The 25735-nt window shown below is 68.4% G+C and carries 25 protein-coding genes; 12 read left to right on the top strand and 13 right to left on the bottom strand.

From position 1 onward, the window contains the following. Positions 1–359: 359 nt before the first annotated feature. The 4 genes from ACFV88_RS29820 to ACFV88_RS29805 all read right to left on the bottom strand — a co-directional run bounded on the left by ACFV88_RS29820 (position 360) and on the right by ACFV88_RS29805 (position 2983). A complete protein-coding gene (locus ACFV88_RS29820) occupies positions 360–497 on the bottom strand; it encodes a hypothetical protein (RefSeq protein WP_385495121.1) in 138 nt (45 codons plus the stop codon). A 177-nt stretch (positions 498–674) separates the two neighbouring features. After that, positions 675–860, bottom strand: coding sequence for a hypothetical protein (locus ACFV88_RS29815; protein ID WP_385495120.1), 186 nt, complete (start codon positions 858–860; stop codon positions 675–677). Positions 861–1035: 175 nt separating this feature from the next. Continuing rightward, positions 1036–1557 (bottom strand): hypothetical protein, encoded by a 522-nt coding sequence (locus tag ACFV88_RS29810; protein ID WP_385495119.1) that lies wholly within the window; start codon positions 1555–1557, stop codon positions 1036–1038. 553 nt (positions 1558–2110) lie between these two features. Further along, entirely contained in the window at positions 2111–2983 is an 873-nt protein-coding gene (locus tag ACFV88_RS29805; RefSeq protein WP_385495118.1) for an NAD(P)-dependent oxidoreductase, read from the bottom strand. Between the two features lie 228 nt (positions 2984–3211). Here ACFV88_RS29805 and ACFV88_RS29800 point away from each other — a divergent pair, with 228 nt between their 5' ends. The 4 genes from ACFV88_RS29800 (at position 3212) to ACFV88_RS29785 (ending at position 8992) form a co-directional block, all read left to right on the top strand. Then, positions 3212–5038: an integrase gene (locus tag ACFV88_RS29800; protein WP_385495117.1), complete on the top strand. Its 1827-nt coding sequence runs from the start codon at positions 3212–3214 to the stop codon at positions 5036–5038. Between the two features lie 65 nt (positions 5039–5103). Further along, positions 5104–6207, top strand: coding sequence for a tyrosine-type recombinase/integrase (locus tag ACFV88_RS29795; protein WP_385495116.1), 1104 nt, complete (start codon positions 5104–5106; stop codon positions 6205–6207). A 17-nt stretch (positions 6208–6224) separates the two neighbouring features. After that, entirely contained in the window at positions 6225–6569 is a 345-nt protein-coding gene (locus ACFV88_RS29790; RefSeq protein ID WP_385495114.1) for a helix-turn-helix domain-containing protein, read from the top strand. After that, positions 6566–8992, top strand: coding sequence for a site-specific integrase (locus tag ACFV88_RS29785; RefSeq protein WP_385495113.1), 2427 nt, complete (start codon positions 6566–6568; stop codon positions 8990–8992). Before ACFV88_RS29790 ends, ACFV88_RS29785 begins: the two co-directional genes overlap by 4 nt. A 37-nt stretch (positions 8993–9029) precedes the next feature. On the opposite strand, the gene ACFV88_RS29780 is transcribed toward ACFV88_RS29785, so the two are convergent. Next, positions 9030–9308 (bottom strand): hypothetical protein, encoded by a 279-nt coding sequence (locus ACFV88_RS29780; protein ID WP_385495112.1) that lies wholly within the window; start codon positions 9306–9308, stop codon positions 9030–9032. A gap of 411 nt (positions 9309–9719) precedes the next feature. On the opposite strand from ACFV88_RS29780, the gene ACFV88_RS29775 reads away from it, so the two are divergent. From ACFV88_RS29775 to ACFV88_RS29765, 3 genes are all read left to right on the top strand, one after another. Continuing rightward, positions 9720–10979, top strand: coding sequence for a hypothetical protein (locus ACFV88_RS29775; RefSeq protein WP_385495110.1), 1260 nt, complete (start codon positions 9720–9722; stop codon positions 10977–10979). 984 nt (positions 10980–11963) lie between these two features. Next, positions 11964–12287, top strand: coding sequence for a hypothetical protein (locus ACFV88_RS29770; protein ID WP_385495109.1), 324 nt, complete (start codon positions 11964–11966; stop codon positions 12285–12287). Further along, positions 12248–12469, top strand: a complete 222-nt coding sequence (locus tag ACFV88_RS29765) for a hypothetical protein (protein ID WP_385495107.1) — start codon at positions 12248–12250, stop codon at positions 12467–12469. Before ACFV88_RS29770 ends, ACFV88_RS29765 begins: the two co-directional genes overlap by 40 nt. A 408-nt stretch (positions 12470–12877) precedes the next feature. Here the strand turns inward: ACFV88_RS29765 and ACFV88_RS29760 are convergent, their stop codons facing one another. Continuing rightward, positions 12878–13300 carry a (2Fe-2S) ferredoxin domain-containing protein gene (locus ACFV88_RS29760; RefSeq protein ID WP_385495106.1) on the bottom strand — a complete coding sequence of 141 codons (423 nt, stop codon included), beginning with the start codon at positions 13298–13300 and terminating at the stop codon, positions 12878–12880. After that, positions 13297–15270 carry a heavy metal translocating P-type ATPase gene (locus ACFV88_RS29755; RefSeq protein ID WP_385495105.1) on the bottom strand — a complete coding sequence of 658 codons (1974 nt, stop codon included), beginning with the start codon at positions 15268–15270 and terminating at the stop codon, positions 13297–13299. The genes ACFV88_RS29760 and ACFV88_RS29755 overlap by 4 nt, the downstream gene beginning before the upstream one ends. A 93-nt stretch (positions 15271–15363) precedes the next feature. On the opposite strand from ACFV88_RS29755, the gene ACFV88_RS29750 reads away from it, so the two are divergent. Together ACFV88_RS29750 and ACFV88_RS29745 are read left to right on the top strand one after the other, a co-directional pair. Next, positions 15364–15750, top strand: coding sequence for an ArsR/SmtB family transcription factor (locus ACFV88_RS29750; RefSeq protein WP_385495103.1), 387 nt, complete (start codon positions 15364–15366; stop codon positions 15748–15750). Between the two features lie 427 nt (positions 15751–16177). Then, on the top strand, positions 16178–16858 hold the full coding sequence (locus ACFV88_RS29745; protein ID WP_385495102.1) for a 2-phosphosulfolactate phosphatase: 681 nt from the start codon (positions 16178–16180) through the stop codon (positions 16856–16858). A gap of 29 nt (positions 16859–16887) precedes the next feature. On the opposite strand, the gene ACFV88_RS29740 is transcribed toward ACFV88_RS29745, so the two are convergent. The 4 genes from ACFV88_RS29740 to ACFV88_RS29725 form a co-directional block, all read right to left on the bottom strand. Beyond that, entirely contained in the window at positions 16888–18759 is a 1872-nt protein-coding gene (locus ACFV88_RS29740) for an APC family permease (protein ID WP_385495149.1), read from the bottom strand. Between the two features lie 700 nt (positions 18760–19459). After that, positions 19460–19846, bottom strand: a complete 387-nt coding sequence (locus ACFV88_RS29735) for a type II toxin-antitoxin system VapC family toxin (RefSeq protein ID WP_385495101.1) — start codon at positions 19844–19846, stop codon at positions 19460–19462. Further along, positions 19843–19995, bottom strand: coding sequence for a hypothetical protein (locus tag ACFV88_RS29730; protein WP_385495100.1), 153 nt, complete (start codon positions 19993–19995; stop codon positions 19843–19845). The genes ACFV88_RS29735 and ACFV88_RS29730 overlap by 4 nt, the downstream gene beginning before the upstream one ends. Before the next feature lie 251 nt (positions 19996–20246). Then, positions 20247–21092 (bottom strand): NAD(P)H-binding protein, encoded by an 846-nt coding sequence (locus ACFV88_RS29725; RefSeq protein ID WP_385495099.1) that lies wholly within the window; start codon positions 21090–21092, stop codon positions 20247–20249. 32 nt (positions 21093–21124) lie between these two features. Here ACFV88_RS29725 and ACFV88_RS29720 point away from each other — a divergent pair, with 32 nt between their 5' ends. Beyond that, complete coding sequence (locus ACFV88_RS29720; protein ID WP_385495148.1) at positions 21125–21799, top strand: histidine phosphatase family protein; 675 nt, start codon at positions 21125–21127, stop codon at positions 21797–21799. Positions 21800–21838: 39 nt separating this feature from the next. Here ACFV88_RS29720 and ACFV88_RS29715 read toward each other — a convergent pair whose 3' ends face one another. Continuing rightward, positions 21839–22258, bottom strand: a complete 420-nt coding sequence (locus tag ACFV88_RS29715) for a winged helix-turn-helix transcriptional regulator (RefSeq protein WP_385495098.1) — start codon at positions 22256–22258, stop codon at positions 21839–21841. A 75-nt stretch (positions 22259–22333) separates the two neighbouring features. Here ACFV88_RS29715 and ACFV88_RS29710 point away from each other — a divergent pair, with 75 nt between their 5' ends. After that, positions 22334–23254 carry an NADP-dependent oxidoreductase gene (locus ACFV88_RS29710; RefSeq protein WP_385495097.1) on the top strand — a complete coding sequence of 307 codons (921 nt, stop codon included), beginning with the start codon at positions 22334–22336 and terminating at the stop codon, positions 23252–23254. A 527-nt stretch (positions 23255–23781) separates the two neighbouring features. Further along, positions 23782–25080 (top strand): hypothetical protein, encoded by a 1299-nt coding sequence (locus tag ACFV88_RS29705; RefSeq protein WP_385495096.1) that lies wholly within the window; start codon positions 23782–23784, stop codon positions 25078–25080. An 85-nt stretch (positions 25081–25165) separates the two neighbouring features. Here ACFV88_RS29705 and ACFV88_RS29700 read toward each other — a convergent pair whose 3' ends face one another. After that, a complete protein-coding gene (locus ACFV88_RS29700; RefSeq protein ID WP_385495094.1) occupies positions 25166–25711 on the bottom strand; it encodes a TetR/AcrR family transcriptional regulator in 546 nt (181 codons plus the stop codon). Positions 25712–25735: the final 24 nt, after the last annotated feature.

Here is a 25735-nt window from a genome sequence, read left to right as displayed (position 1 = left end):
CACCAGCACCACCAGACTCAAGAACACGAAACAGCCCGCTCCAGCGGTATCCCGCGCGCAGCAACACACCGCTCCCCCATCCGACCACCACCGCTGAGCACCGCGTCACCAACGCCCTTCAACACGACCAGCCACCACCGCCCCCGGCCGACTCAGGCCGGGGGCTTCGTGCGTCCCGGAGGTTCACCGTGCCCACGTACGAGACCATGAGCCGCTTCAACAAGTACCTGCGCCACCTCACCCCCGCCCCACACCGCCGCTTCCGCCAGACCGTCACCGCCTTCGTCCACGACCTCCGCACCGGCGGCGGGTTCCGTATCAGCCGCCCACTCGAACCGGGAGAGCAGGTCGGCCAGCGCCTACTTCTGAGCTGGGTGTGTGACCGGTACCGAGTTGAGATCGGTACTCATCAGCCAGTCGAACAGCACGACGGCGTCAACGTGCCACAGGCGCACGGTGACGGTTGGCAGGGATTCCCGTGTCCCGTTGGTCTTCATGGAAAAATCGTGCCAGGTGGGCAGCCGACGCTGGCACGAAGCTCGTGGCCCGAGTCTCGCGCCTCAGCGGCCACGAGGGCGGTGCCGCGTGACGTCGTACGGGTCGGGCACTGTGATGGCCTGCGGTGGCAGGAACCCCTCGGGGCTGTTCCCGCCGAGCTCACGGAGTGGGTTCGGTCAGTCGAACGCGCGCCGCCCCACGCCCATGACCACTCGCCCGATCCAGCCGAGCAGCCCCCCGGTCTCCACGGCCAGCTCGGCCGTGTCCGCTGCCGCACCTCCCAGGTCCGACCGGGACCGGCAACGGGAGCAGTCACGGGGCCAACGGCGCTTGCCCGTGCCGCACTTCTTGCACATCGCCATGCGCTCATTCTCTCCTTGCCGCCGGAACCACCTCGCGCGCCTCCGCAGCCCTCGCCCGGGAGAGTCGATGCCGCCGCGCCGGTGGGTGACGACGTGGGCGCGGCCGGGGTGCGCAGTCGGGCTCGGAGCGGAAACGACGGCCGGGCGAGGCGTCGTTCTTCTTCGTGTCTGGCACTCAGTGCAGGGCGACCTTGAGGAGCACGATCAGGAGGCCGAGCAGCAGATTCGCGGCCCCGGCGACCAGCATCAGCCGTCTTGTGGCGTTCGCTCGGAACGCGGCAAGGGTCGCCCAGCCGACTTGGCCGGCGATCGTGACGCAGAGGGCCAGCCACAGGGTCCCTTCCGGGCCGAGCCCGAGCAGTGGGCTGACAGCTACGGCGAGGGCCGGCGGAACCGCTGCCTTCACGATCGGCCACTCCGCGACGAGATCCTGCCGAATCGCCCTGCCTCTCAGAGTCCCCTCCGCGATCCGCGCCCCGAACAAGCGGGCGAATACATGTGCGGCCCAGAACACCACTCCGGTGGCGAGCAGTAGCAGCACGAGGTGCAACCGGGAGAACGGCTCCATCGGGTCCGTGCCGACGACCACCGACGCGGCGAGCAGCGACCCGTACACGGCCCCCGTGTAGTCGATCCGCGCTGCGGCAGCCGCCGGGTGCGGACCTTTGGGCTCCTGTGCGCCGATACCGTCTGCCATGCCCTCAGTGTCACCACGCATCCCTCACTCCGCACGGCCGGAAACCGGGGAATGCGCGGCATCGTCGGTGCGGTGCGCGGTGCGCCACGGATTCGGCCGACCACTGGGGTACTGCCGGGTGAACCGGCGCGGGCGCCGGGCCGGGGGCGGCTCCGGCGTGGGTGCAGCGCCTGGCGCAGCCCGGACGCGTCGACGAGCTGCTCCAGGCGCTCAACCGTTCCGCGACGTCATCACTGACAAAGCGGCCCTGACCAGCGCAAACACCAACCGGACATGCGCACGCTAACACTACCTAGAACGAACTCATCCGGCCCTCAGCACACAACACACAACAACCCCAACTCAGATACCCCAGCCCACCTACCCGACCCGCCAGTTCCACCTCTCAGCAAACCGGCAACACCCCAAGCCAGCCGACACCCCACACACCAACAAACCCCCTCCCAGCGTCAGGACGACGGAAGGCGCACGAACGCTCACGGCGCACACCCGTGACGGTGTGCGCCGCTGAGGACCGTATGCCGGTGGCAAGTCCCGGCCGTGATGAAGCGCCTTACACCGAGGCCTTCTTGAATATCTCGACCAGACTGGTGGCGCTGTCCTCGGAGCGGCCGTCCGCGATGCCCCGCTGGAAGATCTCCAGGACCTTGGCGGGCAGCGAGGTGTCGACGCCGGAGTCCCTGGCGGTCTCCACGACGTGGTCGATGCTGGCCACCGCCATGGACAGGCGCTCGATGTCACCGGCGTAGTTGCCCGCGTCAATCCGGCCCGAGTAGTAGCCGATGAAGGCGGGCATCTGGGCCAGCTGGGGCGAGACGTAGGGCAGGAAGTCCTCGGCCTTGATGCCGTTGGCATCGGCCACCGCCAGGGCATGCAGCCACGAGGTCACCGTGGTCCAGAAGACGTCCAGCTGAAGCTGGTAGTACAGGGCTGCAAGGCCCGGGTCCTCGCCCTTGTAGTCGGTCGCGGAGAGGACCTGCAGGGTCTCCTGGACCGACTCGAAGGCGTCCTTGGGGCCGCTGTAGAAGGTGAAGGACTCCGGGGCGCCGATGCCGGTGGGCGAGGCGTTCACGCCGCCGGTGACCTGCCGGCCGCCGTGGTTCTCGATCCACTTGGCGCCGGCGCGGGTCTTCTTTGGGGTGTCCGAGCTGAGGTTGACCACCGTCTTGCCTGTCAGCGCGTCGGCGGCGTCGCTGAGGATCGTGTACATCGCGGAGTAGTCCGTCAGGCTCAGGATCACCAGGTCGTTGGCCTTCAGGGCGTCGGCCACGGTGGGGGCGAGTTTGGCGCCCTTGGACACCACGCCCTCGGCCTTGCTCGCGGTGCGGTTCCAGACGGTCACCTCATGACCGTTGTCGAGGAAGGCGCTGACCATCGCCTGTCCCATAGGACCGAGACCGATGAGGGTGACCGACTGCTTCAGCATGAAGTGCCCCTGACTATCTAGATGGATCGTTCTAACAAGTTGCAGGCTAACGCATCACTAGAAGGAATGCTCTATTTAGCGGCGTCGTGACGTCGGCGATGCACGGCCATGCGCTCCAGGATCGGAACGACGTCGTGCGGGCTCGGCGCGGCGTGCATCTCCCGGCGCAACGAGACCGCTCCCCGGCGGAAGGAGTGCTCTTCGAGAAGTCTGGTGACCATCTTGCGGATGTCGTCGACGGAACATTCCGTACGGCTGCTGTGGCAGGACCCCGGAGCCGGTGTGGGCACGCAGCCCATCGGCACGACGTGCTGCTCGGTGGGCAGCCTCACCGCGGCGGGCATCGGGTCCACGGTCCACTGGCCGCGCAGCAATCACCGTCGAGCGGGCGGCCCCCCGCGTACGGAGGTCCCTTACCCGACGGTGGATGCCCGGAAGGGCCTGATCACCGACGGCTACACCGGCCCTGTCTCCCTCTATGCGGACGACGCATGGTCCTTGGATCCGGTCAACACCAACCCAAGTGCCCAGCGGAGCCGCATCCTCTGGAGGCCGTTCCCCGCCTCGATGCGCGAGGAGCTCCGCCACCTTGGTTGGCTGTTGATCAACACGGATCTCCCGCCCGTCCTGCTGGAGGGCAGGCATCCCGCCACACGCACACGCATATCCGCCGACTCGGCCTACCGAGGCGTCCTGCAATGGCGATGGTTCGCGGTCTGGCTGCACCAGCGCGGGGTCACAAGCCTCACGCAGTGCACCGCCGAGCACTTTCGCGAGTACGCCGTCTCGTTGGCCCGGAGGCCAGGAGTTCGCCGCAATGCTGTGTGCACCAAGCTGGGCGGACTTACCAGATTGTGGATGCTCGACCAGATCAGCCCGTCTCCCCTGAACATCCCGAAGCCTCCCTGGGAGCGCGAGGGGGTCGACGACTTCCTGCCCGCGGCGTCCGCCAGCGGGGAGAACTTCACCGAAGCGCTCAGCCCGAAGACGATGGGACCGCTGCTGATCTGGGCGCTACGAGTCGTCGACGCATTCGCCGAGGACATCCTGGCAGCCTGGGCCGAGAACCGGCGCCTCAGGACAACTGCGAAGACGGCCACACGGACCGAAGAAGGCCAGGCCCGGCTCAACACCTACCTCGCCGACCTGTCCGACCAGGGCCGCCCTATGCCCTCGACCATCGTCAACGGCCGGCCACGCACGGCCGCCCTCTACATCGCCGGCATAACCGGCGCATCGCTGGGCCAGGTCAACGCTGCCCTTAACAAGCGGCGCCGCTGGAGGGAGTATCTGGCCGCCCATCCTGGTGGATGCCCGATGCCCGCCCCGGTCAACGGCAAGATCGGCGGGATGAGGTGGGCGCCGTCCATCGACTACGACGAGGCGCCGTGGCTCATGCGGCATCTGGTCACCGCCCGCTTCGTTGTTTTGTCCTACTTGACTGGAATGCGCCCAGGTGAGGTTCTTGGCCTTCGGGCGGGCTGCTGCCCTGACCCGGACGACACCACCCAGAGGCACGTGATCCACGGACACGTCTGCAAGACCGCCATCGACGAGGACGGAATCCACCTCTCCAACGGAGAGCTGCGCGAGATTCCCTGGATCGCCATCACCCCGGTCGTCGCTGCCGTTCGAGTCCTGGAGGGGATCATCCCGGACGGAGAGCTCCTGTTCGGCAGCCGGTTCCACCAGTTCGACGGCCGCCAGGGCACCAAGGTGGCCCTCAACTCCACTGGCATGCGTGAACCGCGTGGAGAGCTTGGCAGACTGGGCCTCCCACACCGCACGACGCCTGGGCCGCCCCCACGAAGGGATCCCCCGGAGCCGCACAGCGCGATCGGCACAATGCGGTTCCGTCGCACTCTGGCCTGGCACATCGCCCGCCGTCCCGGAGGCCTGATCGCCCTGACGATTCAGTACGGCCACATGCGGACTTCACTCAGCGCCGGCTACGCCAAAGCTCGGGAATTGCATCAGACGGGCGAGTATCCGCAGGTCGCCAGCTCACGGCGACGACTCGACAGACTCCAACGTTACTACGAACTAGCGTCCTGAGCAGGCATGTTGCCGACGGGATCCCATCTGATGCATGATTTGCTCTCCAGAAGGGATGGCCTGGAGTGGTGCATCAGCAGAAGGTAGCCCTGGCTGGGGCGGCTCACTTGGAGCTCGTCTCCGGGGTGGTTCAGCTGCGTCCCGAGGACGCGATGTTCGACGCGATGGTGCGGGGGTGGCGGGCTCAGCAGAAGTCGCGGGGGCTGAAGGACGAAACGATCGACCCCAGGGAACGACTGATCCGCCGATTCCTTGAGTACGCGAACGAGTACCCGTGGCAGTGGACGCCGGCCCACATGGACGAGTGGTCAGCCTCCTTGACGGGCGAGAGGCATCTGGCGCCGTCCACTATCCGCAGCTACCAGGGCGACGTGCGACTGTTCAGCGAGTTCCTCACCGACGGCCGCTACGGCTGGGGACCGGCCTGCGAGGATGCCTTCGGTGTCTATCCGGTGGCGGTCTGTCATGAGTGGAATACCCTTCCTCACCTGCAGGATTACGAGAGTGACCCGGAGGCGAGGCCGTTCACACGGGAAGAGCTGCAGCGATTCCTTGACTACGCCGACGACCAGGTCGCACGCGCCGTGAACTCCAAGCGCAAGGGTGCCCTCGCCGCCTACCGCGACGCCACCCTCTTCAAGGTCATCTACGGATGGGGGCTACGCCGAACCGAGACGTCCAAACTCGATGTGGTCGACTTCGGGCGGAACCCGAAGGCTCGCCAGTTCGGCCGGTACGGCACCCTCAACGTTCGCTACGGTAAGGCCAAGAAGGGCCAGCCGCCGCGGCGCCGGAACGTGCTCTCGGTGATGGACTGGGCAGCCGAGGCCGTCGCGGACTACGTCGAGAACGTCCGGCCCCGCTTCGGATTCCCCGATCAGCCGGCGCTCTGGATCACCGAGCGCGGAGGACGTCTCCAGCCAGGCACGATCAACGACCGCTTCGAGGCATACCGGGACGCACTCAAGCTGCCGAAGGCGTTGGTCCCCCATTCCCTAAGGCATTCGTACGTCACGCATCTGACTGAGGACGGCGTCGACCGGCGCTTCATCCAGCAGCAGGTCGGCCACGAGTGCGACAGCTCCACCGCCATCTACACGCACGTCAGCGACGACTTCGTGAACACTGCTCTGAGCAAGGCCCTGGCCCCGGCGTTCGCCGGCGTCTGACGAGGAAGGACCCGAAGATGGCCGCGAAGCTCGACTACCACTGGCATCTGCGCAAGGTCATGGCGGACCGCGGCATGTTCTCCACCACCGACATCCTGCCGCTGCTGAAGGAACGGGACATCACGCTGTCGTCCAGCCAGGTCTACCGACTTGTCGTCGAACGGCCGGAGCGGCTCAGCCTCAAAATCCTCATGGCCCTGCTGGACATCCTGGACTGCACGATGGACGACCTCATCGAGCCGATCACCGGTGCCGGCATCGCGGCGAAGCCGAAGAAGGCAGCTACTGGCGGGACCGCGACCTCCGAAGGCATCGGCGATCTACGGCCAAAGAGGGCTCGGGTTAACGGAGTGGACCGGTGACCGGTACTGCCGAGGAAGTCCTCGCAGACCCGGTCGGTCTGGTGGTGCGACTCGTCGGCAACGTCGAGAAGCATCTGAACTTCGCTCTCATCCGCGACATCGTCTGCACGGTCGTACGCGGGCGGGCCGGCCGCCGCAGCCTCGCCCAGGCCCTGCACGACGACCCAGCGCTGCTGCGGACCGGTCAGCCACCGGCGCCCTACTGCGTCGCGAAACTCTTGATGGCCCTGTACGAGGCCGGCGCCCAGGATGTCGTACTGCCCCGCTGCGGCGAGTGCGGACGCTCCTGCCACTACGTCGGCAGCAGCGAAGGCGGGCATTGGGGACGTTCGCCCTGCCTCGACAAGCCCGCCGTCTGCGCGGGATGCCATGAAGAGCGACGCGTCGTCAGCCGGGACCGTCACGGCGAGCCCCGCTGCCAGAACTGCCCCGACACCGCCGGCGATCCGCTTCAGGAACTCACCGAGCTCGTCACAAGTCTCGATCCCACCCTTGATGACCATGCGGTCCTGGCCGCACTCGGGCGGGCCACCGTCCGGCCCGCCGGGCAGCGGCGCCTGGCCTGGGCCGTCGTCGGCCGCCCCGAGCTACTGACCAGCGCCGGTTGTGAAGCCCCCACCCCGGCCGCCCTGCGGTTCATCGACGAGCTCCTCGAGGCCGGGGCGACCAAGGTTGTCCGACCGGCCTGCCCGCGCTGCCACGGGGTGAAGGCGCTGTCCAAGCTGCTGGACGGCAAGAGGATCTGCCGGGCCTGTTTCGCCCACCACGCGGCCGTTCCCTGCTTCGGTTGTGGCGCCGTGCGTGAACCCGCTACCCGCGATGCCGAGGGCCGGCCGCTGTGTCCGAACTGCATGATCAGGCAGCCCTCGAACCTGGAGGAGTGCGTCGGCTGCGGCTGCCGCAAGCCCGTCGCTAACCGGCTGCCTGATGGCCCACGTTGCCAGAACTGCCGGCCGAGAATCACCGCGGAGTGCGGCATCTGCGGGCGGACGGCGCTCTGCGACATGTCCCGGGCCACCGGCCAGCCCTGGTGCGACCGCTGCCAGCAGCGATGGGTGGCCTGCAGCAGTTGCGGCACCGTCGCCCAGGCCCGAAGCGGCACCTGGGAGGCGCCGTTGTGCGCGAAGTGCACCAACCCCGAGCCGGACTTCTGGGACCGCTGCCCGGTCTGCACCGTCACCTGGCAGCTCAGCCCCCGCCCCTGCCAGCGATGCGCCCTCGACCAGCAAGTACGCAACCTCCTCGGCGACACCACCGGGGCCATCCGGCCCGAACTCAGCCCGTTCCATCAGGCATTGACGAGCTCCGAGCGCCCGGACGTCGCCTTCGCCTGGGTCTCCCGCTCGAAGGCCCGAGGCCTTCTGGAGCGCATAGGACGCGACGAGAGGCCCGTCACCCACGAAGTTCTCAACGAATTGCCCCCGAGCAAGGTGCTGGCCCACCTGCGCAGTGTCCTGGTCGCGACCGGCGCCCTGGCACCCCGCGACGAGCGCCTTATCGCCCTGGAAAAATGGATCACCGCGACGGTCCAGGCCCGCACCGACCTCGCCGAGCGCCGGATCCTGCACGGCTACGCGGTCTGGCACCACCTACGCCGGCTCCGACGACGCGTCGGCGAAGACCACACCACCCGCCTCCAAGATCTCAACGTCCGCTGCCATGTCTCCGCGGCCGACAACTTTCTCACCTGGCTCGGAGGCGAAGGGCTGACGCTGGGGACCTGCACACAGCCGGACCTGGAACGCTGGATGGCCGAGCCCACGGTCAGCTACCGCGACGAGACCGGTCACTTCGTCCGCTGGTCGCTACAACACCGACATGCCAGCGGACTCACCTACGGCACCGTCCGCTGGACCGGCCCCCAGGGCACCATCGACAGCGAGAAACGCTGGGCCGACGCCCGGCGCCTCCTCAACGACGACACACTGCCGACACCGGACCGCGTCGCGGGACTGCTGCTGATCCTCTACGCACAGAAGATTGCCACCATAAGCCAGCTCACCGTCGACGATGTCCAAAGCGACGGTGACACCGTCGCGATCGCCTTCGGCACCTCGCCGGTTGTTCTTCCCATGCCGCTGGCCAGTCTGGGCCGCGAGCTCGTCGCGACCCGCCGCGGCAAGGCCAAGATCGGCACGCGGGACGAGGCCCCCTGGCTGTTCCCGGGAGGGCACCCGGGGCTCCCGCTCACGGACAGCCAGATCGGCAAGCGCCTCCACAAGATCGGGATCCGACCCAAACAGGATCGGTCCACCGCCCTGTTCACCCTCGCGACCGAAGTCCCCGCCGCAATCCTTGCTCGGATGCTCGGGATTCACATCAAAGTCGCCGTCCAGTGGCAGCAGGCATCGGGCGGTGACTGGGCCGCCTACGCCGCAGACGTCGCCCAGCGGAACCCTGACCAGCACAACTCGAAAGCCTAACCGTGACCAACCGAAACCGCACTTCCTGCTATGATCATCATGAACAGCCCTGCCTTTCACTGATCTCGTCCGCCCGCACGAGATCACAGCAGAACTGAAACGCGAACTGATCGACTGCTGGATCACGGTCACCAACGCTGGCGGCGCCGCCGGGTTTCCCTTCCCGCCCGTCGACATAGACCATGTCGCTCCCGTCGCTGACCGGCTCATCGCGGACCTCGATCCCGATCGCAGCCGACTCCTCCTCGCCGCCATCGACGGCAGCCTCGCTGGCTGGCTGAACATCCGCCGCGACATATACCCGCTCGTCGCGCACTGGGGCACCATCAACCACTCCCAGAGCCAAACAGTTTCCGCGGTCGCTCTATCGGCCCTGCGCTGATGAACCGGGCCCGTGAGATCGCCCGCGACGAGATGAACCTCGAGCAGCTGCACCTCGCTGCCCGGGGCGGGGTCGGGCTCGAAGACTTCTACGGCCATCTCGGCTGGAAGGAGATCGAACGATGGCCCGGCGCCCTTCGGCTCGCGCGACTGGCGGAGTCAAGTAGTCGAAAGTTGCCAGCAGATGATCGGGCCGTTGCCGCCGTCGGGGCAAGTCCGTACGCAGTACGGCACGGTCACGCACATCAAGGATGAGGCGGTGCTCGCTGTGGTCATCAACCTCGTCGGCAGCGGCTTTCATCGAAAGAGCTTGGCCGCCCTGGTTCGGGGCGTCTAGCTTGGCACCATGATCTCCCGCTATTACCTCAAGTGCCCGGGATGTGCAGAGGCGTTCGACGCCCGCCTAGGTGTCGAGCCGACCCGCGGAACGCGCTTCTACCTGCCGTGCCCGCACTGCGGACTATCAATCCGGGGCTCGATGTCGGGCACAGAGCTCGAAAACCACCGTATCGCCATCGAGTGTGAGGTGCTGAGCAACTCCGCGCCAGAGTCTCCTGATAGACGCGTCGTGACCATCAATCCGTTCGTGCCGTCGCGCTACAACGCCGACACGTTCACGCCGATGGGGTCTTTCCCGACGATGACGCTCCTCCAGGCCCTCGGAGACCACGCCTTCGCGGAGTTCCAGTCCGAACGGCATGCGGCGCTCGAAGCGGGCCGCGATCAATGGCCCGCGGTCCGCATGTTGTTCCAGTACTACCTCCAGGGCAACACTGCGATGTTCGTTCGCATCGCGCAGCAGCAGCTCGGCCTCGCATGGGAACCGAGCACGAGCCATGAGCGAACGACCGTCGCTTACCAGGCTATGGGCGCAGTGACGACGGTCATCACAGGGACCACGGGGACCACTAGCGCCAAGGTGATCAACCGCTTCTCGCGAAAGCACTTCGCAGCGATGAAACGACACAAGGATCACCTCGCGACCTTCCGGCGTCGAGGACAGTCCTCGGCAGCTCTGGAGCGAGATGTCTTCACCGAGCTCAGCCGTTTCGTAGAACATCACGAGTCCTGGGAGATGGGGCTCCTGGGGAGGTTCTTCGGGCCGGGCGGCAAGGATGCCTTCGACGACCTTGTCCTCTACCGCGACGAGTTCTCGATGGTGAGGGACCTTTACCAGCACGGATTCGAGCTCGCTTGCAAGTGCCTGTGGCCGCTTGTTGCAGCACAGAACACGGTGAAGCGCGGAAGCCCGGACGACTTCGGAGCCGTCCACCCCGACCGCGTACCCGAGAACAAGCGCCCCAGGAACCTCGACAAGTTCGGCAAGCTGCCGAATGCCTTCAAGATCGCATATGTGGCACAGGTGCCGGGTTGGGAGCCATTCGAGAGCTTGCTCAACAACCGTCGCCGGAACACGATCGGGCACGCGACAGCACATCACGACCTCCAGACAGGTCGCGTCGTCAGCGATGAGAGCCCCTCCGGGATGACGTATCTCGAGTTCCTCGGCGAGGTCCTCGGTGTCTTCGAAGCACTCTCGACCCTTGCCCAGGTGCTCAGGGCCAGTCGTGTTGCCTCCTCGCCGGACTTCGGCCCTTTCGAATGACGACGCCGAGATACACGGGCACGTGCCACAGAGGGCCGGGCACCGTCTCACCACCCTCCCTGGATGTGTACCAAGTCGGGGCGTTGCGGCGTGGGCATCCTGGTAGCGTCGTCAGCGAGTGGCAACACGTCGGAACTGTCTGCAGAACCGCAGGTTTCCGGGGTGACGAGCTGCGCGGGCGCCGATGCCGGCGGGATCTGGGCCAGCCAGCGAGCCGGTTCCTCCCCCGGGCGCAACGGGCGGTCCCCGAGAAGCTCGAGGCGGCGGACGACCCCGCCGCTGCCCGCCTCCCGGCCGGTGATCTTGGCCTTTGACCGATCGGAAGCGCGCGAGTTAGCCGATTCCTGGATGCGGTCACGCTCCAACCAGCGTGCCGATGGCAGCCTTGGCAGGCCCCGCGCGCGAGTTCGCCGCTCTGGCAACCGACGGCCTGTACCCGTACCTGAGCACCGCCAAGTGTCCGAGGCACCCCCCGCGACTGCCAGTGTCATTGTTTCGCAGTGTCCCTGCCGAGGCATTCGGGGAGTTCCAATACCCGACTCCACCGATATCCCGAAGCCGCGACGGGATCCACGACCTGCTCGACATCATCGAGCCGCCCGGGCAACCGCAGACACCCTCGCGTCCATCGCAGCCCAACGGGCCGCCGGAGGCGCCATCTCCGGCCCTGCCGCACGACAAGCCATCACCGCCGCCGGACAAGCCCCAGCCTTCGAGGGCATCGTCTTCACCGCACGCCAGGCCCACAAATTCATGGCCAACGCCGCCCTGGCCGTTCACGACAACCCCCACGCCTTTCTGACCTGCGTCTAAAACCCGGACAAGGCTCTTTGCCAGCTCCGAGCGCGCCAGGCCACTCCGCGACTCGACCGCTGTGAACCGACCTGCGCGAACATCGCCCGCACTGACAACCACGCCCGCCAACTCCTCGCCAAGGCCGACGAACTCGACAGGCAGGCCACCAGCGAACTCCTCCCCCAGCCCTTGGCCGAACGGCTCCAGGCCCACGCCACCAAACTGCGGCACTTCGCCGAAGAGCACTACCGCGAACGGATCACCCTCGGAGACGCCCGCATGAGCCCTGCACCAGACGAACGAGACCGCATCCGCGCGGCCATGGACCTCATCCTCACCGGCACCCCTGAGCGGTCCAACGGAGCGCTGACCATCGTCGCTCTCGCCGCCGAGGCCGGCGTCCCGCGCAACGTCCTCACCCAACGGCACCTCGATCTGAAGAACGAGTTCTACGCCAAGGTCCGCGCGGCGAGATGCCCGACAGCGAGAAACGGCTCCGGCGACAGCTGGTGAAGGCCAAGGAGCTCCGAGCGCAGGCGCTGAAGGAACTCGAACAGCTCAAGACCGACAACGCAGCACTGGTCGCTGCCCTGCACCAGATCACCATGGAGAACCGCCAGCTCCGGCTCCAGTTGACCGAACGACCGACCAACATCCACGTCCTGCCGACCCAGCCTCGGCCACCCGCACGATGACGAAGGAATTCAACACGTAGAGCTTGACAGAGAACGGCGATCTCCATGACGGGGCGGCGCCCGGGGGTGACGGTGCGCGGCTCGGTCGCCAGCCCCAGTTCCTGGCAAACCTCCGCGGCGACGAGCTCGTTGTAGAGCGCACGGAGGCGGCCATGGTGTTCTCGTGGAGGGCCGGACACCCACCACCATCCCGGCAACGCCGGGGCTCCGTGTTTCCCGGAAGGGTTCGCCGTGTCCACGTACGAAACGTCATCGCTCTTCATCGCTGCTCTCCACCCCTCACCCCGAACAACGCCAGTGCTTCCGCCGGGCCGTCAATGCCTTCGTCGACGGCCTCCGCACGGAGACCCGCCTGCCGGATAGCCGTTGAGGCCGTTCGGCTCGCGAGTTCGATGGTGCTGAGCGGTGCTACTCGTCGTGGAGTTCGGCCCGGACGCGGCGTGAGGGCTGGAAGGCGTAGAGGTCGAGGACGCCGGGCGGCTCCACCAGGCCGGGTCCGCCATCGGTGACCCAGGCGATGATGTCTACGGCAGCACTCGGGTCGTTGACCTGGCCGAGCCAGACCGGTCGGCCTCCGGCCTTGCGTCCCTCGGCGGAGGGCTGGATGACGATGACGTTCGCGCGCTCGCACGCGTCGAGGCAGTCGGTGCGCCGGATCGTCGCGACTCCAGCGAGTGCTGTGCGCAGGTCGGTGAGCTGGGCGTCGTGGTCCAGGTGGGGGGCCTTGGCCAGGGTGCCGCAGCAACAGCCCCGGCAGACGGTGACCGTGCACCGAGCACCGGCAGCACCCGTGGGCGCGGCCGTGCGATCGCGGCGGGCACGCTTGCTCATGAGGTGTCCTTGCCGAAGGAGTTCGTCCAGGCGCGCTCGCGCAGCAGGCGCAAGCCGTTGAGGCCGACGATGACCGTAGAGCCTTCGTGGCCGGCGACGCCGAGCGGCAGGGGGAGAGTGCCGATCAGGTCCCAGGCGACGAGCGCGGTGATGAAGATCCCGGCGATGACGAGGTTCTGCACGACCAGGCGTCGGGCTCTGCGGGAGAGGTCCACGACCGCGGGAATGGTGGCGAGTTCGTCGCGGACGACGACGGCGTCGGCAGTTTCCAGGGCGAGGTCGGATCCGGCCTTGCCCATCGCGATTCCGGTATGAGCGGCAGCCAGGGCGGGGGCGTCGTTGACACCGTCGCCGACCACCAGCACCCGCCGGCCCTCGGCCTCCCATCCCTGGACGGCGGCCACCTTGTCCTGCGGCAGCAGCCCGGCGCGGACGTCGGTGATGCCGACCTCCGTGGCCAGGCGGCGTGCGGCGCGCTCGTTGTCGCCCGTCAGCAGGACCGGGGCCCGGCCGGTGAGGGTGGTGAGCGCGGCCACCGTGGCCTTCGCGTCCGGGCGGAGCCGGTCGGCGATCCCCAACACCCCGGCCGGTGCGCCGTCGATCAGCACGAGAACCGCCGTGCAGCCTTGGTCTTCGAGCTCCTGCACCGTGCTGACGGTCTGCGGATCGCTGGCGGCGAGGCGGGCCGGAGAGCCGACCCAGACGGTACGGCCGTCGACCGTGGCGGTGACGCCCGAGCCGGGGGTGGAGGTGAAGCCCGTCGCCTCGGCGAGTGGGAGTCCCCGCTCGCGGGCGGCCTGGACGACGGCGCGGGCCAACGGGTGCTCGCTGGGGTGCTCGGCCGCCGCCGCCAGCGCCAGCAGGGAGTTCTCGTCGAGGCCGGAGCCGGGCTGGGGACGGATGCTGGTGACGCGCGGGGTCCCCTCGGTCAGGGTGCCGGTCTTGTCCAGCGCCACGGCGTCGACCTGGCCGAGGCGTTCCATCACGACAGCGGACTTCGCCAGGACGCCGTGGCGTCCGGCGTTGGCGATCGCGGACAGCAACGGCGGCATGGTGGAGAGGACCACCGCGCACGGCGAGGCGACGATCATGAACGTCATCGCGCGGAGCAGGGCCGGCTGGAGTTCGCCGCCGAAAGCGAGCGGGACCGCGAAGACGGCGAGGGTGGCGATGACCATGCCGATGGAGTACCGCTGTTCGATCCTCTCGATGAACAGCTGGGTGGGCGCCTTGGTCTCGGAGGCGTCCTCGACCATCTTCACGATTCGCGCGATCACCGAGTCCGACGGATCGCGTTCGACGCGCACCCGCAGGGCGCCGGTCCCGTTGACAGTGCCGGCGAACACCTCGTCCCCGGTCTGCTTGGCCACCGGGAGGGGCTCGCCGGTGATGGTGGCCTGGTCGACGTCACTGGTGCCGCTGAGGACCTGGCCGTCGGCGCCGACCCGCTCGCCGGGCCGCACCAGGATGACGTCGCCGACCGTGAGGGCATCGGCGGGGACGCTCTCCTCCACGTCGCCGCGCAGGAGACGGGTCGCAGCGGTCGGCGCGAGGTCGAGCAGCCCACGAACGGAGTCGGCGGTCCGAGCGGTCGCGACGGCCTCCAGCGCGCCTGAGGTCGCAAAGATGACGATCAGCAGAGCCCCGTCGAGGACCTGGCCGATGGCGGCAGCGCCGAGCGCCGCGACGACCATCAGCAGATCCACGTCCAAGGTCTTGTCCCTCAGGGCCTTCAAGCCCTCCCACCCCGGCTCCCAGCCGCCGGTGATGTAGACGGCCGCATACAGCGGCGCCCACAGCCACGGCGGAGCACCGAGGAGATCCAGCGGGAGGGCGACCAGGAACAGCACCAGCGCGGCCAATGCCCATCGAGCCTCCGGCAGAGCCAACACCCGCCTGCGCCGCTTCGGCAGCACCGGACGCGGTCCGGCAGCGGCTGGAGCGGGCCGCTGGTCAAGGGCTGAAGGCATGGCAGAACAACCCTTCACGGATGGATGGGGCAGCACCTCCACCATACAGGAATACTTGAATAGGTCTTCAGGTGTTATCGGTATGATGTCCCCATGGGCCACGGAACCGATACCGCCAGCAGCGCCACCACCCGCGAGCGCCTGGACGCCGTCGGCACCGCCGACGTCGCCGCCACTCTCCAGGCCCTCGCCACGCCCTCGCGGCTGCACATCCTGGCCCGGCTCCAGGAAGGCCCGTGCTCCGTGAGCGACCTCGCGGAGGCCGTGGGCATGGAAGCCTCCGCCTGCTCCCACCAGCTGCGCCTGCTGCGCAACCTCGGACTGGTCACCGGCGAACGCCACGGCCGCTCGATCGTCTACGCGCTCTACGACAACCACGTCGCCGAACTCCTCGACCAGGCCCTCTACCACGTCGAGCACCTGCGCCTGGGCCTCCGCGATTCCCCCACCGCCGCGCCGACGACGACCGCCGCCGACTGACAGCGCACCGACCGCTTGAACCGTCTGCCACGCGCTCGGGTGGGCAACGGTGACCGTGTCCAGGGCCGTCGCCGATGGGGCACCCGTCGAGCCAGCGGGCGGATGGCCCTGTCGGCGCATTCGGATCCTGGACCGCTTCGACCTCAGCCTGACGAGCCCTCCTCTTCGGCGTCCTCACCGCTCCAGCCACAGCGATGGGCTTGGTGAGGTCGTCGTGCATGACAGTTGCCGCACCCGTGGCCGACCTACTGCTGGATGAAGCCGCAGAGGCCGTGCACGAGTGACCCCGTGTGGCTATTGGGCAGGCGTGTAGTTGCAGACCACTTTCGCAGCGCAGGTAGCTGGAGAGGTCGCAATCCGGGACCGTTGACGTGATGCGCACCACTCTCCAGGGGTCTTGGGTCGGGCATGCGTGATCATGACCGGCATGGACGCTCGTTTCCTTGGCATCGCTGATCTGGTCGAAACCCCGTCCGTGGCGGTCGTGGTCGACGTCATGCGTGCTTTCACCGTGGCCGCCTGGGCCTTTGCCCGGGGAGCGGAAAAGATCGTCCTTGCTGAGTCGCTGGACGAAGCCCTGGCGCTCAAGGTTCGCCACCCGGATTGGGCGGCGCTCAAAGACGGTCCCCGCGCGCCCGGGTTCGACATGGTCAACTCCCCCGGCTTGCTGCGGTCTGTTGACCTTGACGGACGGACCGTTGTGCAGAAAACCACGGCAGGGACGGTCGGCGCCCTCGCGGTCAAGGAGGCGTCGCTGGTGCTGTGCGCCAGCTTCGTGGTGGCGGAGGCAACAGCTCAGCTCTTGCGGACGCGGAAGAGTGGTGGTGTCACGTTCGTGGTCACTGGCGAGGACGGGCAGGCCGAGGAAGATCTGGCGTGTGCTGAGTACGTCGCTCGAAGGGCCACCGAGGCTGGGACGGACGCCACTGCGTTCCTTCGCCGTGCTGCCGAGTCTCGCGCCGCCGCCGAGTTGGCGGAGGGTGTGCGTCAAGGAGTCCACCCCGATGATGTTGCACTCTGTCTTGAGCTCGACCGGTTCCCCTTCGCGATGGTGGCGACCCTGGAAGGCTCGCTCATGGTCCTGCGTCCACGCGCGATCCTTCGCTGACGGCTCGGCACGCTCACCGTGACTCTTCCTCAAGGGATGTGGAAGGGAACGCTCGTGACGACAATCTTGGGGAGCGGTCGCAGGGCACGGCGGAGGCGGGCGGCGTCCTTGCTGTGCAGGGGTCGGTGGCGCAGGTGCTGGGTGACGATCTCGGGGAGGATCACCGTGATGGTGAGGTCGGGGCGTTGGCGGTGAAGTGCTTCGATGTAGTGGATCAGTGGTGCGACGATCGCCCGGTAGGGGGAGAGGACGACATGGAGCGGCAGGTGGTCGCCCCAGATGGTCCAGTAGTCGCGGAATCGCTGTGCTTCCTCCTCGCTGGGGCTGATGTGCAGGGCGAGTGTGGGTTGCTGGAGTGAGGCCGCGTAGGCGAGGGCGCGCAGGCCGGCGAGATCGAGGGAGGCGAGGGCGACGACCGTCAGGTGATGTACGGACTGGGGCGTTTCCTCCCTCTCCCCTTCTCCCTCCTCCCTTTCGCGGTCGGTCCGTCCCGCTTCGGCCGGTAGAGAGTGTTGCGTTGGCAGGGGCGCGGGCGCAGGGGCTCGTGTACCGATGGGGCCGGGTGCTTCGGTGGTGTCGGGGCGCAGTCGCAGCGCCGCGGCGGCTGTTCGGTAGTGGTGCCGGATGCGTGTGGCCAGGAGGAAGAACAGGCCGATGGCCAACAGGGCGACCCAAGCGCCGGAGGTGAACTTGGTGATGGCGGCGGTGATCAGAACGAGCGTGGAGAGCACTGCCCCGGTGGCGTTGAAGGTGAGGCTCTTGCGCCAGTGCCGGGTGCGGACGCGGCGCCAGTGAACCACCATTCCGGTCTGCGACAGGCTGAAGGCGAGGAAGACGCCGACGGCGTACAGCGGGATCAGCGAGTTCGTATTGCCGGCGAACACGACGAAGACGAGGGCAGCAGCTACCGACAGCAGGGCAATGCCGTTACTGAAGGCCAGCCGGTCGCCCTGTCTGAGAAAGATGTGGGGGGCGTGGCCGTCGCGGGCCAGGAGGAACAGCACACGGGGGAAGTCGTTGTATGCCGTGTTCGCCGCGAGGAGGAGGACCGCCGCGGTGGCGGCCTGGACGAAGACGTACATCGGACCGGAATGGAACGTGAGATGGGCGAGCTGCGACAGGACGGTCTCGCCACTGCGGGGGATGACGCCGCGCAGATGAACGATGGCAATGATGCCCCCGAACATGGCGATGAGCAGGCCGGTCATCCAGGTGAGGGTGGTGCGTGCGTTGCGCCACCGGACGGGCCGGAAGGCCGGTACGGCGTTGGAGATGGCCTCGATGCCGGTCATGGCCGTGGAACCGGAGGCGAAGGCACGCATGATGAGCAATACTCCGACACCCTCGACCGCGTTCAGATGAGGGGTGGGGGTCGGCCGGAACCCATCCCCGGCGGAGTCCGCCAGGTTGCTGATGATCAGGGCGAACATCGCGAGGATGAAGGCGTAGGTCGGCGCGGCGAACAGAACGCCGGCCTGCCGGATTCCGCGCAGGTTCCCGACCAGCAGAAGAGCGATCATGATCAGACCCAAGGGAACCGTGGCCGGCGCCAGTGAGGGAATGGCGGAGGTGATCGCGGCGATCCCGGAGGCGATCGAGACCGCGACGGTGAGGACGTAGTCGATCAGTAGGCCCCCCGCCGCCATCAACCCCGGCAGGAGTCCCAGATTGTCACCGGCCACGATGTAGGAGCCGCCCCCGTGGGGATAGGCGCGGATCGTCTGCCGGTAGGACACCCCGACCACCAGCATCAACAAGGCGATGGTGGCGGCGATGGGCAGGGAGTACGCCATTCCCGCCGTGCCCGCGAGCACGAGGACGGCCAGCATCGCTTCGGGGCCGTAGGCCACCGAAGACAGGGCGTCGGCCGAGAGCACCGGCAGCGCCACCAGTTTGCGCATGCTTTCGCGTACGACGGCGGTGCTCTTCAGCGGTGCCCCCAGCAACACCCGACGGGAGCGATGCGCGATGCGGCCCATCCGCGAGCGAGCGACCTCGTCCGCGCCGCCGGCCTCCTGTGCCGATGCGTGGCCACCCAGGGAGGTGATGTGCACCAACTGGCCGTACCGAGTCGGGTGAATGTCCGCCGCCGAGGGAAACGCACCCGTGTCAGGGTTGACAGGAAGCTCCCGGTGCCCAGTCCCGGACTGCGGGGCTGCGCGACGCCACTGCCGGCCGACCTGGCGCAGCACTCGGAGTTGCTCCTGGTCGAGACCCGGCAGCACGTCGGATGGACGAGGCACTCCGGAGTCCCGCTCATCCTCTTCATGGCCCTTGTTCACATCGCTCAGTGTGGACAGAAACAAGGCCGAATCCGGTGACCTGAGTCCCGCGCGTGCAAGCGTGGCGCCGGTCTTGCGCGCCCTTTCCCGATGAGGCCAAGGCCTCTGCCAGATCGTAAGGATCTGCTTCCTGGCTCGGTGCGGCGCTGCGGCCAGCGGACCACTCCGGTCCGAGCAGGTCAGGCAGGACGTGGGTGAGGACGGCGAACGCCCGGGTGGCCGGACAGTGCTGCGGTCGCGGCCCCGTAGGCCACGGCGAGGACCTCACCGTGAGCCCGGAGAGTCAGACCCCGAACGGTGCCATGGCGCATCCTCGCTGTCAGTCGTCCAGGAGGCTGCGAAGGAAGCCCCGGCGCCGGTTGTTCGAGTCGGGCGCGGGGCGCGGCGGGCGATCTGCCGCCACCTTGATCATGGGGATGTCGGGGTGCACCTGCCCGATGTCGTCGATGCGGTCGTCGGTGTGGACGAGGGTCAGACCGTGGTCCCGTGCAGTAAGCGCGGTCACGATGTCCATTAGGGAGGGCGTCGGCCCTACGCCGAGTGCGCGCAGCCGTTTCTGCGTGTCGGCGGCTTCGGGCTGCCGGTTGAAGTGCTTCATCGGGACGGAGCCGAAGGCCTGGTCGAGTGCCAGGTGGAAGGGCGCGGGGTCCGCGCCGCGGCGCAGCCCGTGGCGGAGTTCGGCGTGGGCCACGGGGCAGATGGTCACGAGTCCAGGTAGTGGCCCGCGCGGTCCTGGAGCCAGCTCAGCGCGTGCGCCCGCTCGTCGGGGTCGGCGGACGGCAGGACCAGTTCCTCGCCCCCGCCTGTGGCCCGCTCGGCCGGCGGGTCGTTCCGCCGCTTCCGGATTCCGAACATCTGGTGCCCACCCCCGGCGTGGCCCTGCCCCGGACGCTGTCGCGCGGACGCCTTCACCGACCGCGGTACGGCCGGCCCTCGCCAGGGGATCACGGGCGGGGTGGGCCCGATGCGTCGGGCGAGGAGCGGGACGAACGGTGGGGGCTTCCAAGCGACCGGTTGCTTCCGCGCCCCGGCCAGGTCCTCGCGCCAGCGACCGAAGGGGTCCTCCATCGCTGACCGTGGCTGTGGGCTGCTCAGCCCGGAGGCCGTCAAGCTCCTGACAGGACGTCGCGGAGAGCGAGGGGGGAGCGGCCGATCAGCTGGGCGTAGTCGTTTCGGACTCGGTCCCAACGCTGCTCGCGCACCGAGGCGAACATGGACGAGAAGGCGTAGAGCCACCAAGGATCCAGGCTGGTCGCCGCCGTCTCGGCACTGTACGTATCAGCCGGGATGTTCACGTAGGTGACAGGCGTCCCCCACGCCTGCGCCGTGATCGAGGCGATGCCTGCCAGGTCCAGCGACTCAGGTCCCGTGATGTCATGGTGACGGCCGGTCGGCTCACCCACCGCGAGTGCGGCGAGGGCGCGGGCCACGTCGTCGCGCGCCACCAAGGAGATCCGGCCGTCCGCTGCCGGGAGCCTCAACAGCCCGGTCACGCGCGCCTCAGTGAGCCAAGCTTGGAAGAACTCGATGTACAGCGAAGCCCTGGCGAACGAGCACGAGACGCCAGAGGCCAGGAGCAGATCTTCGGTGAGCCGGTTGACCACGGCGTAGCAGAACGGGGACGCCATGTCGGCGTCAACGCTGCTCAGCGCTGCCACATGGCCGACGCGCTCGGTGGCCACGGCGGCGACAACGTTGCGGTGGTGGAGCAGCACCCGTGCGTCGGGCCCGTCACTGGAGATGAAGACCAGCGTGTCCACGCCTTTCAGCGCCGCGCGCAGAGCGGGCGGATCGGCGTAGTCGGCAACGGCGGCCTCCACCTGGGGCGGCAACGCCTCGGCAGGCAGCTTCCGTCGAGTCATCGCTACGACGTCCACATCGGCCCGCTCCGCGAGCAACTGCACCACCCTTCCACCGAGCCTGCCCGCCGCCCCCGTCACCGCGATGCGCATCGTTGCCCCGTCGCCTCGTCACCAGTCGCACCATCGTAGGCAGTCAAGCGCGACAGCGGCTCAGGAAGAGCACTCTTCACGTCGTCACCCATCCGGAGGCGACGCACCACGTCGAGGGAGTCGTCGGCGGATGGCATGACTCACAGCTGACGCCCGCCGGTGTCCGTGCGGCGGTCTCCATTGCCCAGGCGTTGCGGGCCCGGATCCCGGACGGCGCCGAGGTGGCGCTGTTCTCTTCGGATCTGCAGCGCACCCTGCGGACGGCCGATGAGGTGGCCGAGCTGTTCGGCGTGAAGCCGGTCCTGGATCGCAGGCTACGGGAGAAGTCATACGGCGAGGCGGAAGGAAGGCCACAGGAGTGGCTCGACCAACGCTTCATCCCACCGCCGACTGCCGGGGAACGCATGGGCCACGACGAGGGCGTGCAGGGCGCGGAGACCAAGGCGGCGTGGGCACAACGCATCTACGCGGCCGTGGACGAGATCCTGCGGAACCCTTGCGAACACCAGATCATCGTGACGCACGGTGGCTCTCTGACGTGCGTCGTGGCGTCCTGGATCAAGATGCCGATCGAGTCAGCCGGCTATGCCAGTTTCCGGGCGCCGTCCGGGAGCATCACCACACTGCGCGAAGACGACTTCTTCCACAACCGCCAAGTCGTCAGCCTCGGTGACACCCGTCATCTCGGCTCCGCCGAATCCGGGTGACCTCAACCCGGCCCGCCTCGACGTCGCCACCCCCGTTCTCTAGGAGGTGGGTGCGTGCGCGCCGGCGCCCTGGTCGTAGTCGATGCGGGCGGTTTGGACTTCCTCGATGTGGCACTCGGCCCACGCCTTGATCGAGGCCATCACCGGCAGGAGGCTGTGGCCGAGCGGGGTGAGCTGGTAGTCGACCCGGACGGGCACCGACGGGGTCACCGTGCGGGTGAGCAGGCCGTCACGTTCCAGGGCACGCAGCGTCTGGGTGAGCATCTTCTGGCTGACCCCAGCGATGATCCGGTTCAGGTCGCGATACCGCAACGGCCCGGCCGCCAGTGCGTTCAGCACCAGACTCACCCACTTGTCGCTGATCCGCTCCAGCAACTGCCGGGCCGGGCAGGTGGCGAGGTAGGCGTCGTAGGCGGCCCGCTCGTCGGAACGGCGCTGAGCGGCGGTGCGCGTCACCATGGCACTCCCAGGTCGGGTACGCACTCCAAAGTGCGTACTTCCTGATGGAGAGTAACGCCCTTTAGGTTCGTGGACATGAGAACTGTGATCATTCGTTCCTTCGGCGGCCCTGAAGTTCTTGAAGTGACGGACGTCCCGGTGCCGGAGCCGGGACCGGGCCAGATCCGGATTCGGGTCGCCGCCGCGGCTGTCAACCCGGTGGACCTCCAGACCCGCTCCGGCGCGCTCACCGCGGCGGGGCTGATCCCGGAACGGGAGGCCATCGGCATCGGCTGGGACGTCTCCGGCACCGTCGACACGCTCGGCCCCGACGTCGTCGGCCTCCGCCCCGGCGACGCGGTGATCGGACTGTCCGACCGGCTGTCGCTGCCCTCCAAGGCGCAGGCCGAGTACGTCGTGCTGGACACGGACGCGGTCACCGCGGTGCCGACGGGCATCGACCTGGTGGCTGCGGCGACCCTCCCCTTGGGCGGGCTCACCGCTGTTCAAGCGCTCGACATCGCTGGCGCCAAGCCCGGCGACACGCTGCTGGTCACCGGAGCGGCGGGGGCGGTGGGCGGGTACACGGTGCAACTCGCCGCGCGGGCCGGTCTGCGGGTGGTCGCCGTCGCGAGCGCCGGCGACGAGGAGTTGCTGCGCGATCTCGGCACGGAGTTCTTCGTGCCGCGGACCGCGGACCTGCCCGCCGCCGTGCGCCACCTGGTGCCCGGCGGCGTCCATGCCGCGGTTGATGCGGCATCCGTGGGCACGCTCGCGCTGGACGCGGTGCGCGGCGGGGGCTCGCTGGTGAGCGTGCGGGGCAACGCACCGACGCCGCTGCGTGGCATCCGAGTGGGCAACGTGTGGATCCGCGCGGACGGCCCCCGCCTCGCCGAGGTGGCCGCCGCGGGACTGCGCCCGCGGGTCGCGGACGTCCTGCCGCTGGACGAGGTCGCCGAGGCGCACCGCAGGCTGGAGGCGGGCGGGCTGCGCGGTCGCCTGGTGCTGGTGCCGTGAAGCGAAGAACCCTCCTCCGCACAGGTCAGGCCGCACTCGCTGGTTGAAGGCGTGCACCAGGGCCGAGTAGGCCCTGGTGCACGCTCGGGATCGGGCGGTGAACGGGACACCACGCCCTCTTCCGAGCCCGCGGCCCCGTGGCCGGAGGGCGGCGTGGGGGCGGGGTCGAGGGCCGCCCGTCCGGCCACGGAGCAGCTCGACCCCGAACGGGCAGCTCTGCTCTTCTCTCGGCTAAGGCTCGCTTCGCCCCCAACTCCCTTGGTGCGCGCCGTTCAAGGACCCTACCCGCACATCGGCCCGTTCTGATCGTGGAAGGGTCGGCTGATAGCTTCGATGGCTGGACGGAACCGTGCAGCGTCCGCTGGCGGGTGCACGGACAGGACGGACCAAGGAGTCTTATGCGCGGGGGAGTTGCAGTCGGAGCGGGAGCTTTGGCCGCGGTGATGGTACTGGCCGGATGCGGGGGCTCCGGTGACGGCCCGGACACGGGCAAGGGCGACGGCGCGGGCAAGAAGAAGCCACCGGTGATGAAAGTCGCGACTCTCAGCGTGCCGCCTGGGTACCGGCCCGCGCAGGGCTGGGACGAGTCGTTGGCGTGGGTCCCCAGGTCGATCTACACGATCCCCGTCGAGGCCACCGAGGACCAGGTCGCCGTGATCCTCGCCGCGTCGAACGGCTACACCGTCCGCGCGCGCGACGCGGCCGACGGGAGGGTGCGGTGGACCTCAGCCGCGTTGCAGCCGCTGACTCCCGTTGAGGCCGGGGAGGGTGGCCTCGGCGGCGGAGACGCCCGGACCGAGATCCCCGGTCTGGAGACCGTCGCGATCAACGGGTCCGATCACTTCGTCGCCTGGACCCACGGCATCCGCGACAAGGACGAGCTGCACGAGGGGACCGAAGTCCTGCGACTGTCCGTCTACCCGGCCGACGCGCAGGGCGAGGCCGTGAAGCCGCTGCGCGAGATCGACGTCCCCCTCTCCGCCGCGCCGGGCGCGATCAGCCTGCACGGGGGCAGGGACGGAGAACTGCTCGTGGGGTGGGGTGCCGAAGCGCTCTACCCGTCATCGACCGCAGCAGTCGACATGGCCAGCGGCAAGGTGACCGTGCACAAGGCCCCCGACAGGCTGCTGCCGCAGTGCACGGAGCAAGGGTCCTGCTCCGGGAGCCGAGTCGTGGACGTGGTCGGTGGTACCCCTCTGGTCACCAGCGGCGGCGGAGGCTTCGGCCTGCCCGGCCGCTGGTCCAGCAACGACGTTCGCCCCCGAGGCCTTCCCGAGACTTCCGGAATGTGGGGTTCGCTCAACGGTGTCGTCCACAGCACCACCAACGGCCGCGTGCTCGCCGCCTGGCACCCCGACCCTCAGGCCGAGGGCGCCGCCGCCCACCCGACCTGGTCCGTCCACGACATTCGCACCGGGCAACTGCTGGCCAGCATGCGCTGCGACTACACGGTGCCGTCCTCCGACCACGGCAGCCGGGACACCGAGGCCGTCACCTCGATCAACGACCGCTTCCTGTTCGCTGGCCCGGTCACCTTCGACCTGGAACGCAAGAAGGGCCTCTGCACGGCCGGTGACGGCAACCGCAAGACGGTGCTGGTCGCCTCCGTCGACAACCGGGGCACCGCCTACGGCGTCGTCGAAGAAACCGCCGAGACCGAAAGCCCCACCCTGGTCCAACTCGACCTCACCACCCCCACCGGCACCCCCGAGCCCCTCGAACCCGGAACCAAAGCCCCCGTCGTCGGAGACCTGAAGGGACACGGCGTGTTCATCACGCGCGACGCGAACGAGGCCCTCCTCATCTCCTTGCGCCGCCGCAGCTAGACCACCGTGGGCGTTCGGTCCGGTACCGCCGCATGTGAGGGTGGGAGAGCCTCGGTGCCGGATCAGCCGAACAGCACAGGTGGGTTCAATCGGATAGACCGTCCAGCTGGCGGGCCAGCAACTCCACGGCTTCTTCTGCCGCGCCCCGATCTCCGTCGATGCTCAACTGCAGGAGCAGACCGTCCAGGGTGGCGGAGGTGAGACGAGCGGCCTTCGGGGCGATGGCGGGGGGCACACCCGTTTCGATGAGCCACTGCTCCGCGGTGTGGAGGTAGGCCGCCGTGGCCGGTGCCAGCTGCTCGCTCCACAGCTCGCTCGTGCCGGCCAACGAGGCCGCTTCCAGATACAGGCGCATGGCCACGCGGACCCCGGGCTCCTCGAAGGCATGCCACAACGCGCGCACCAGATCGGACGGCTTGGCGACCGGCTGACCGCGCCACACGACGGCGAGGTCGGCGAAGGCCCGGTCCAGCAGAGCCACCACCAGCCCCTCGCGACTGCCGAAGTGATACACGAGCATGCGGTCGCTGGTGCCCAACGCGGCAGCGAGGGGCCGCAGGGTGAGCGCCGCGAGGCTGTGCTGCCCCACGTACCCCATGGCCGCGCTCAACAGCTCCTCACGACGGGACACGCGCTTCCTCCTCGAACGGCATGT

This window comes from Streptomyces sp. NPDC059816, from assembly GCF_042732055.1.
GTDB lineage: Bacteria > Actinomycetota > Actinomycetes > Streptomycetales > Streptomycetaceae > Streptomyces.
Note: the sequence above shows the minus strand (reverse complement) of the source record. Positions and strands in the feature narration are given on the sequence as shown.

Coding starts and splice junctions, on each gene's coding strand:
- ACFV88_RS29820 (WP_385495121.1), bottom strand. CDS start 497: ATGAAGACCAACGGGACACGGGAATCCCTGCCAACCGTCACCGTGCGC.
- ACFV88_RS29815 (WP_385495120.1), bottom strand. CDS start 860: ATGGCGATGTGCAAGAAGTGCGGCACGGGCAAGCGCCGTTGGCCCCGT.
- ACFV88_RS29810 (WP_385495119.1), bottom strand. CDS start 1,557: ATGGCAGACGGTATCGGCGCACAGGAGCCCAAAGGTCCGCACCCGGCG.
- ACFV88_RS29805 (WP_385495118.1), bottom strand. CDS start 2,983: ATGCTGAAGCAGTCGGTCACCCTCATCGGTCTCGGTCCTATGGGACAG.
- ACFV88_RS29800 (WP_385495117.1), top strand. CDS start 3,212: ATGTCGTCGACGGAACATTCCGTACGGCTGCTGTGGCAGGACCCCGGA.
- ACFV88_RS29790 (WP_385495114.1), top strand. CDS start 6,225: ATGGCCGCGAAGCTCGACTACCACTGGCATCTGCGCAAGGTCATGGCG.
- ACFV88_RS29775 (WP_385495110.1), top strand. CDS start 9,720: ATGATCTCCCGCTATTACCTCAAGTGCCCGGGATGTGCAGAGGCGTTC.
- ACFV88_RS29765 (WP_385495107.1), top strand. CDS start 12,248: ATGCCCGACAGCGAGAAACGGCTCCGGCGACAGCTGGTGAAGGCCAAG.
- ACFV88_RS29760 (WP_385495106.1), bottom strand. CDS start 13,300: ATGAGCAAGCGTGCCCGCCGCGATCGCACGGCCGCGCCCACGGGTGCT.
- ACFV88_RS29755 (WP_385495105.1), bottom strand. CDS start 15,270: ATGCCTTCAGCCCTTGACCAGCGGCCCGCTCCAGCCGCTGCCGGACCG.
- ACFV88_RS29750 (WP_385495103.1), top strand. CDS start 15,364: ATGGGCCACGGAACCGATACCGCCAGCAGCGCCACCACCCGCGAGCGC.
- ACFV88_RS29745 (WP_385495102.1), top strand. CDS start 16,178: ATGGACGCTCGTTTCCTTGGCATCGCTGATCTGGTCGAAACCCCGTCC.
- ACFV88_RS29740 (WP_385495149.1), bottom strand. CDS start 18,759: ATGCGCAAACTGGTGGCGCTGCCGGTGCTCTCGGCCGACGCCCTGTCT.
- ACFV88_RS29730 (WP_385495100.1), bottom strand. CDS start 19,995: ATGTTCGGAATCCGGAAGCGGCGGAACGACCCGCCGGCCGAGCGGGCC.
- ACFV88_RS29725 (WP_385495099.1), bottom strand. CDS start 21,092: ATGCGCATCGCGGTGACGGGGGCGGCGGGCAGGCTCGGTGGAAGGGTG.
- ACFV88_RS29715 (WP_385495098.1), bottom strand. CDS start 22,258: ATGGTGACGCGCACCGCCGCTCAGCGCCGTTCCGACGAGCGGGCCGCC.
- ACFV88_RS29710 (WP_385495097.1), top strand. CDS start 22,334: ATGAGAACTGTGATCATTCGTTCCTTCGGCGGCCCTGAAGTTCTTGAA.
- ACFV88_RS29705 (WP_385495096.1), top strand. CDS start 23,782: ATGAAAGTCGCGACTCTCAGCGTGCCGCCTGGGTACCGGCCCGCGCAG.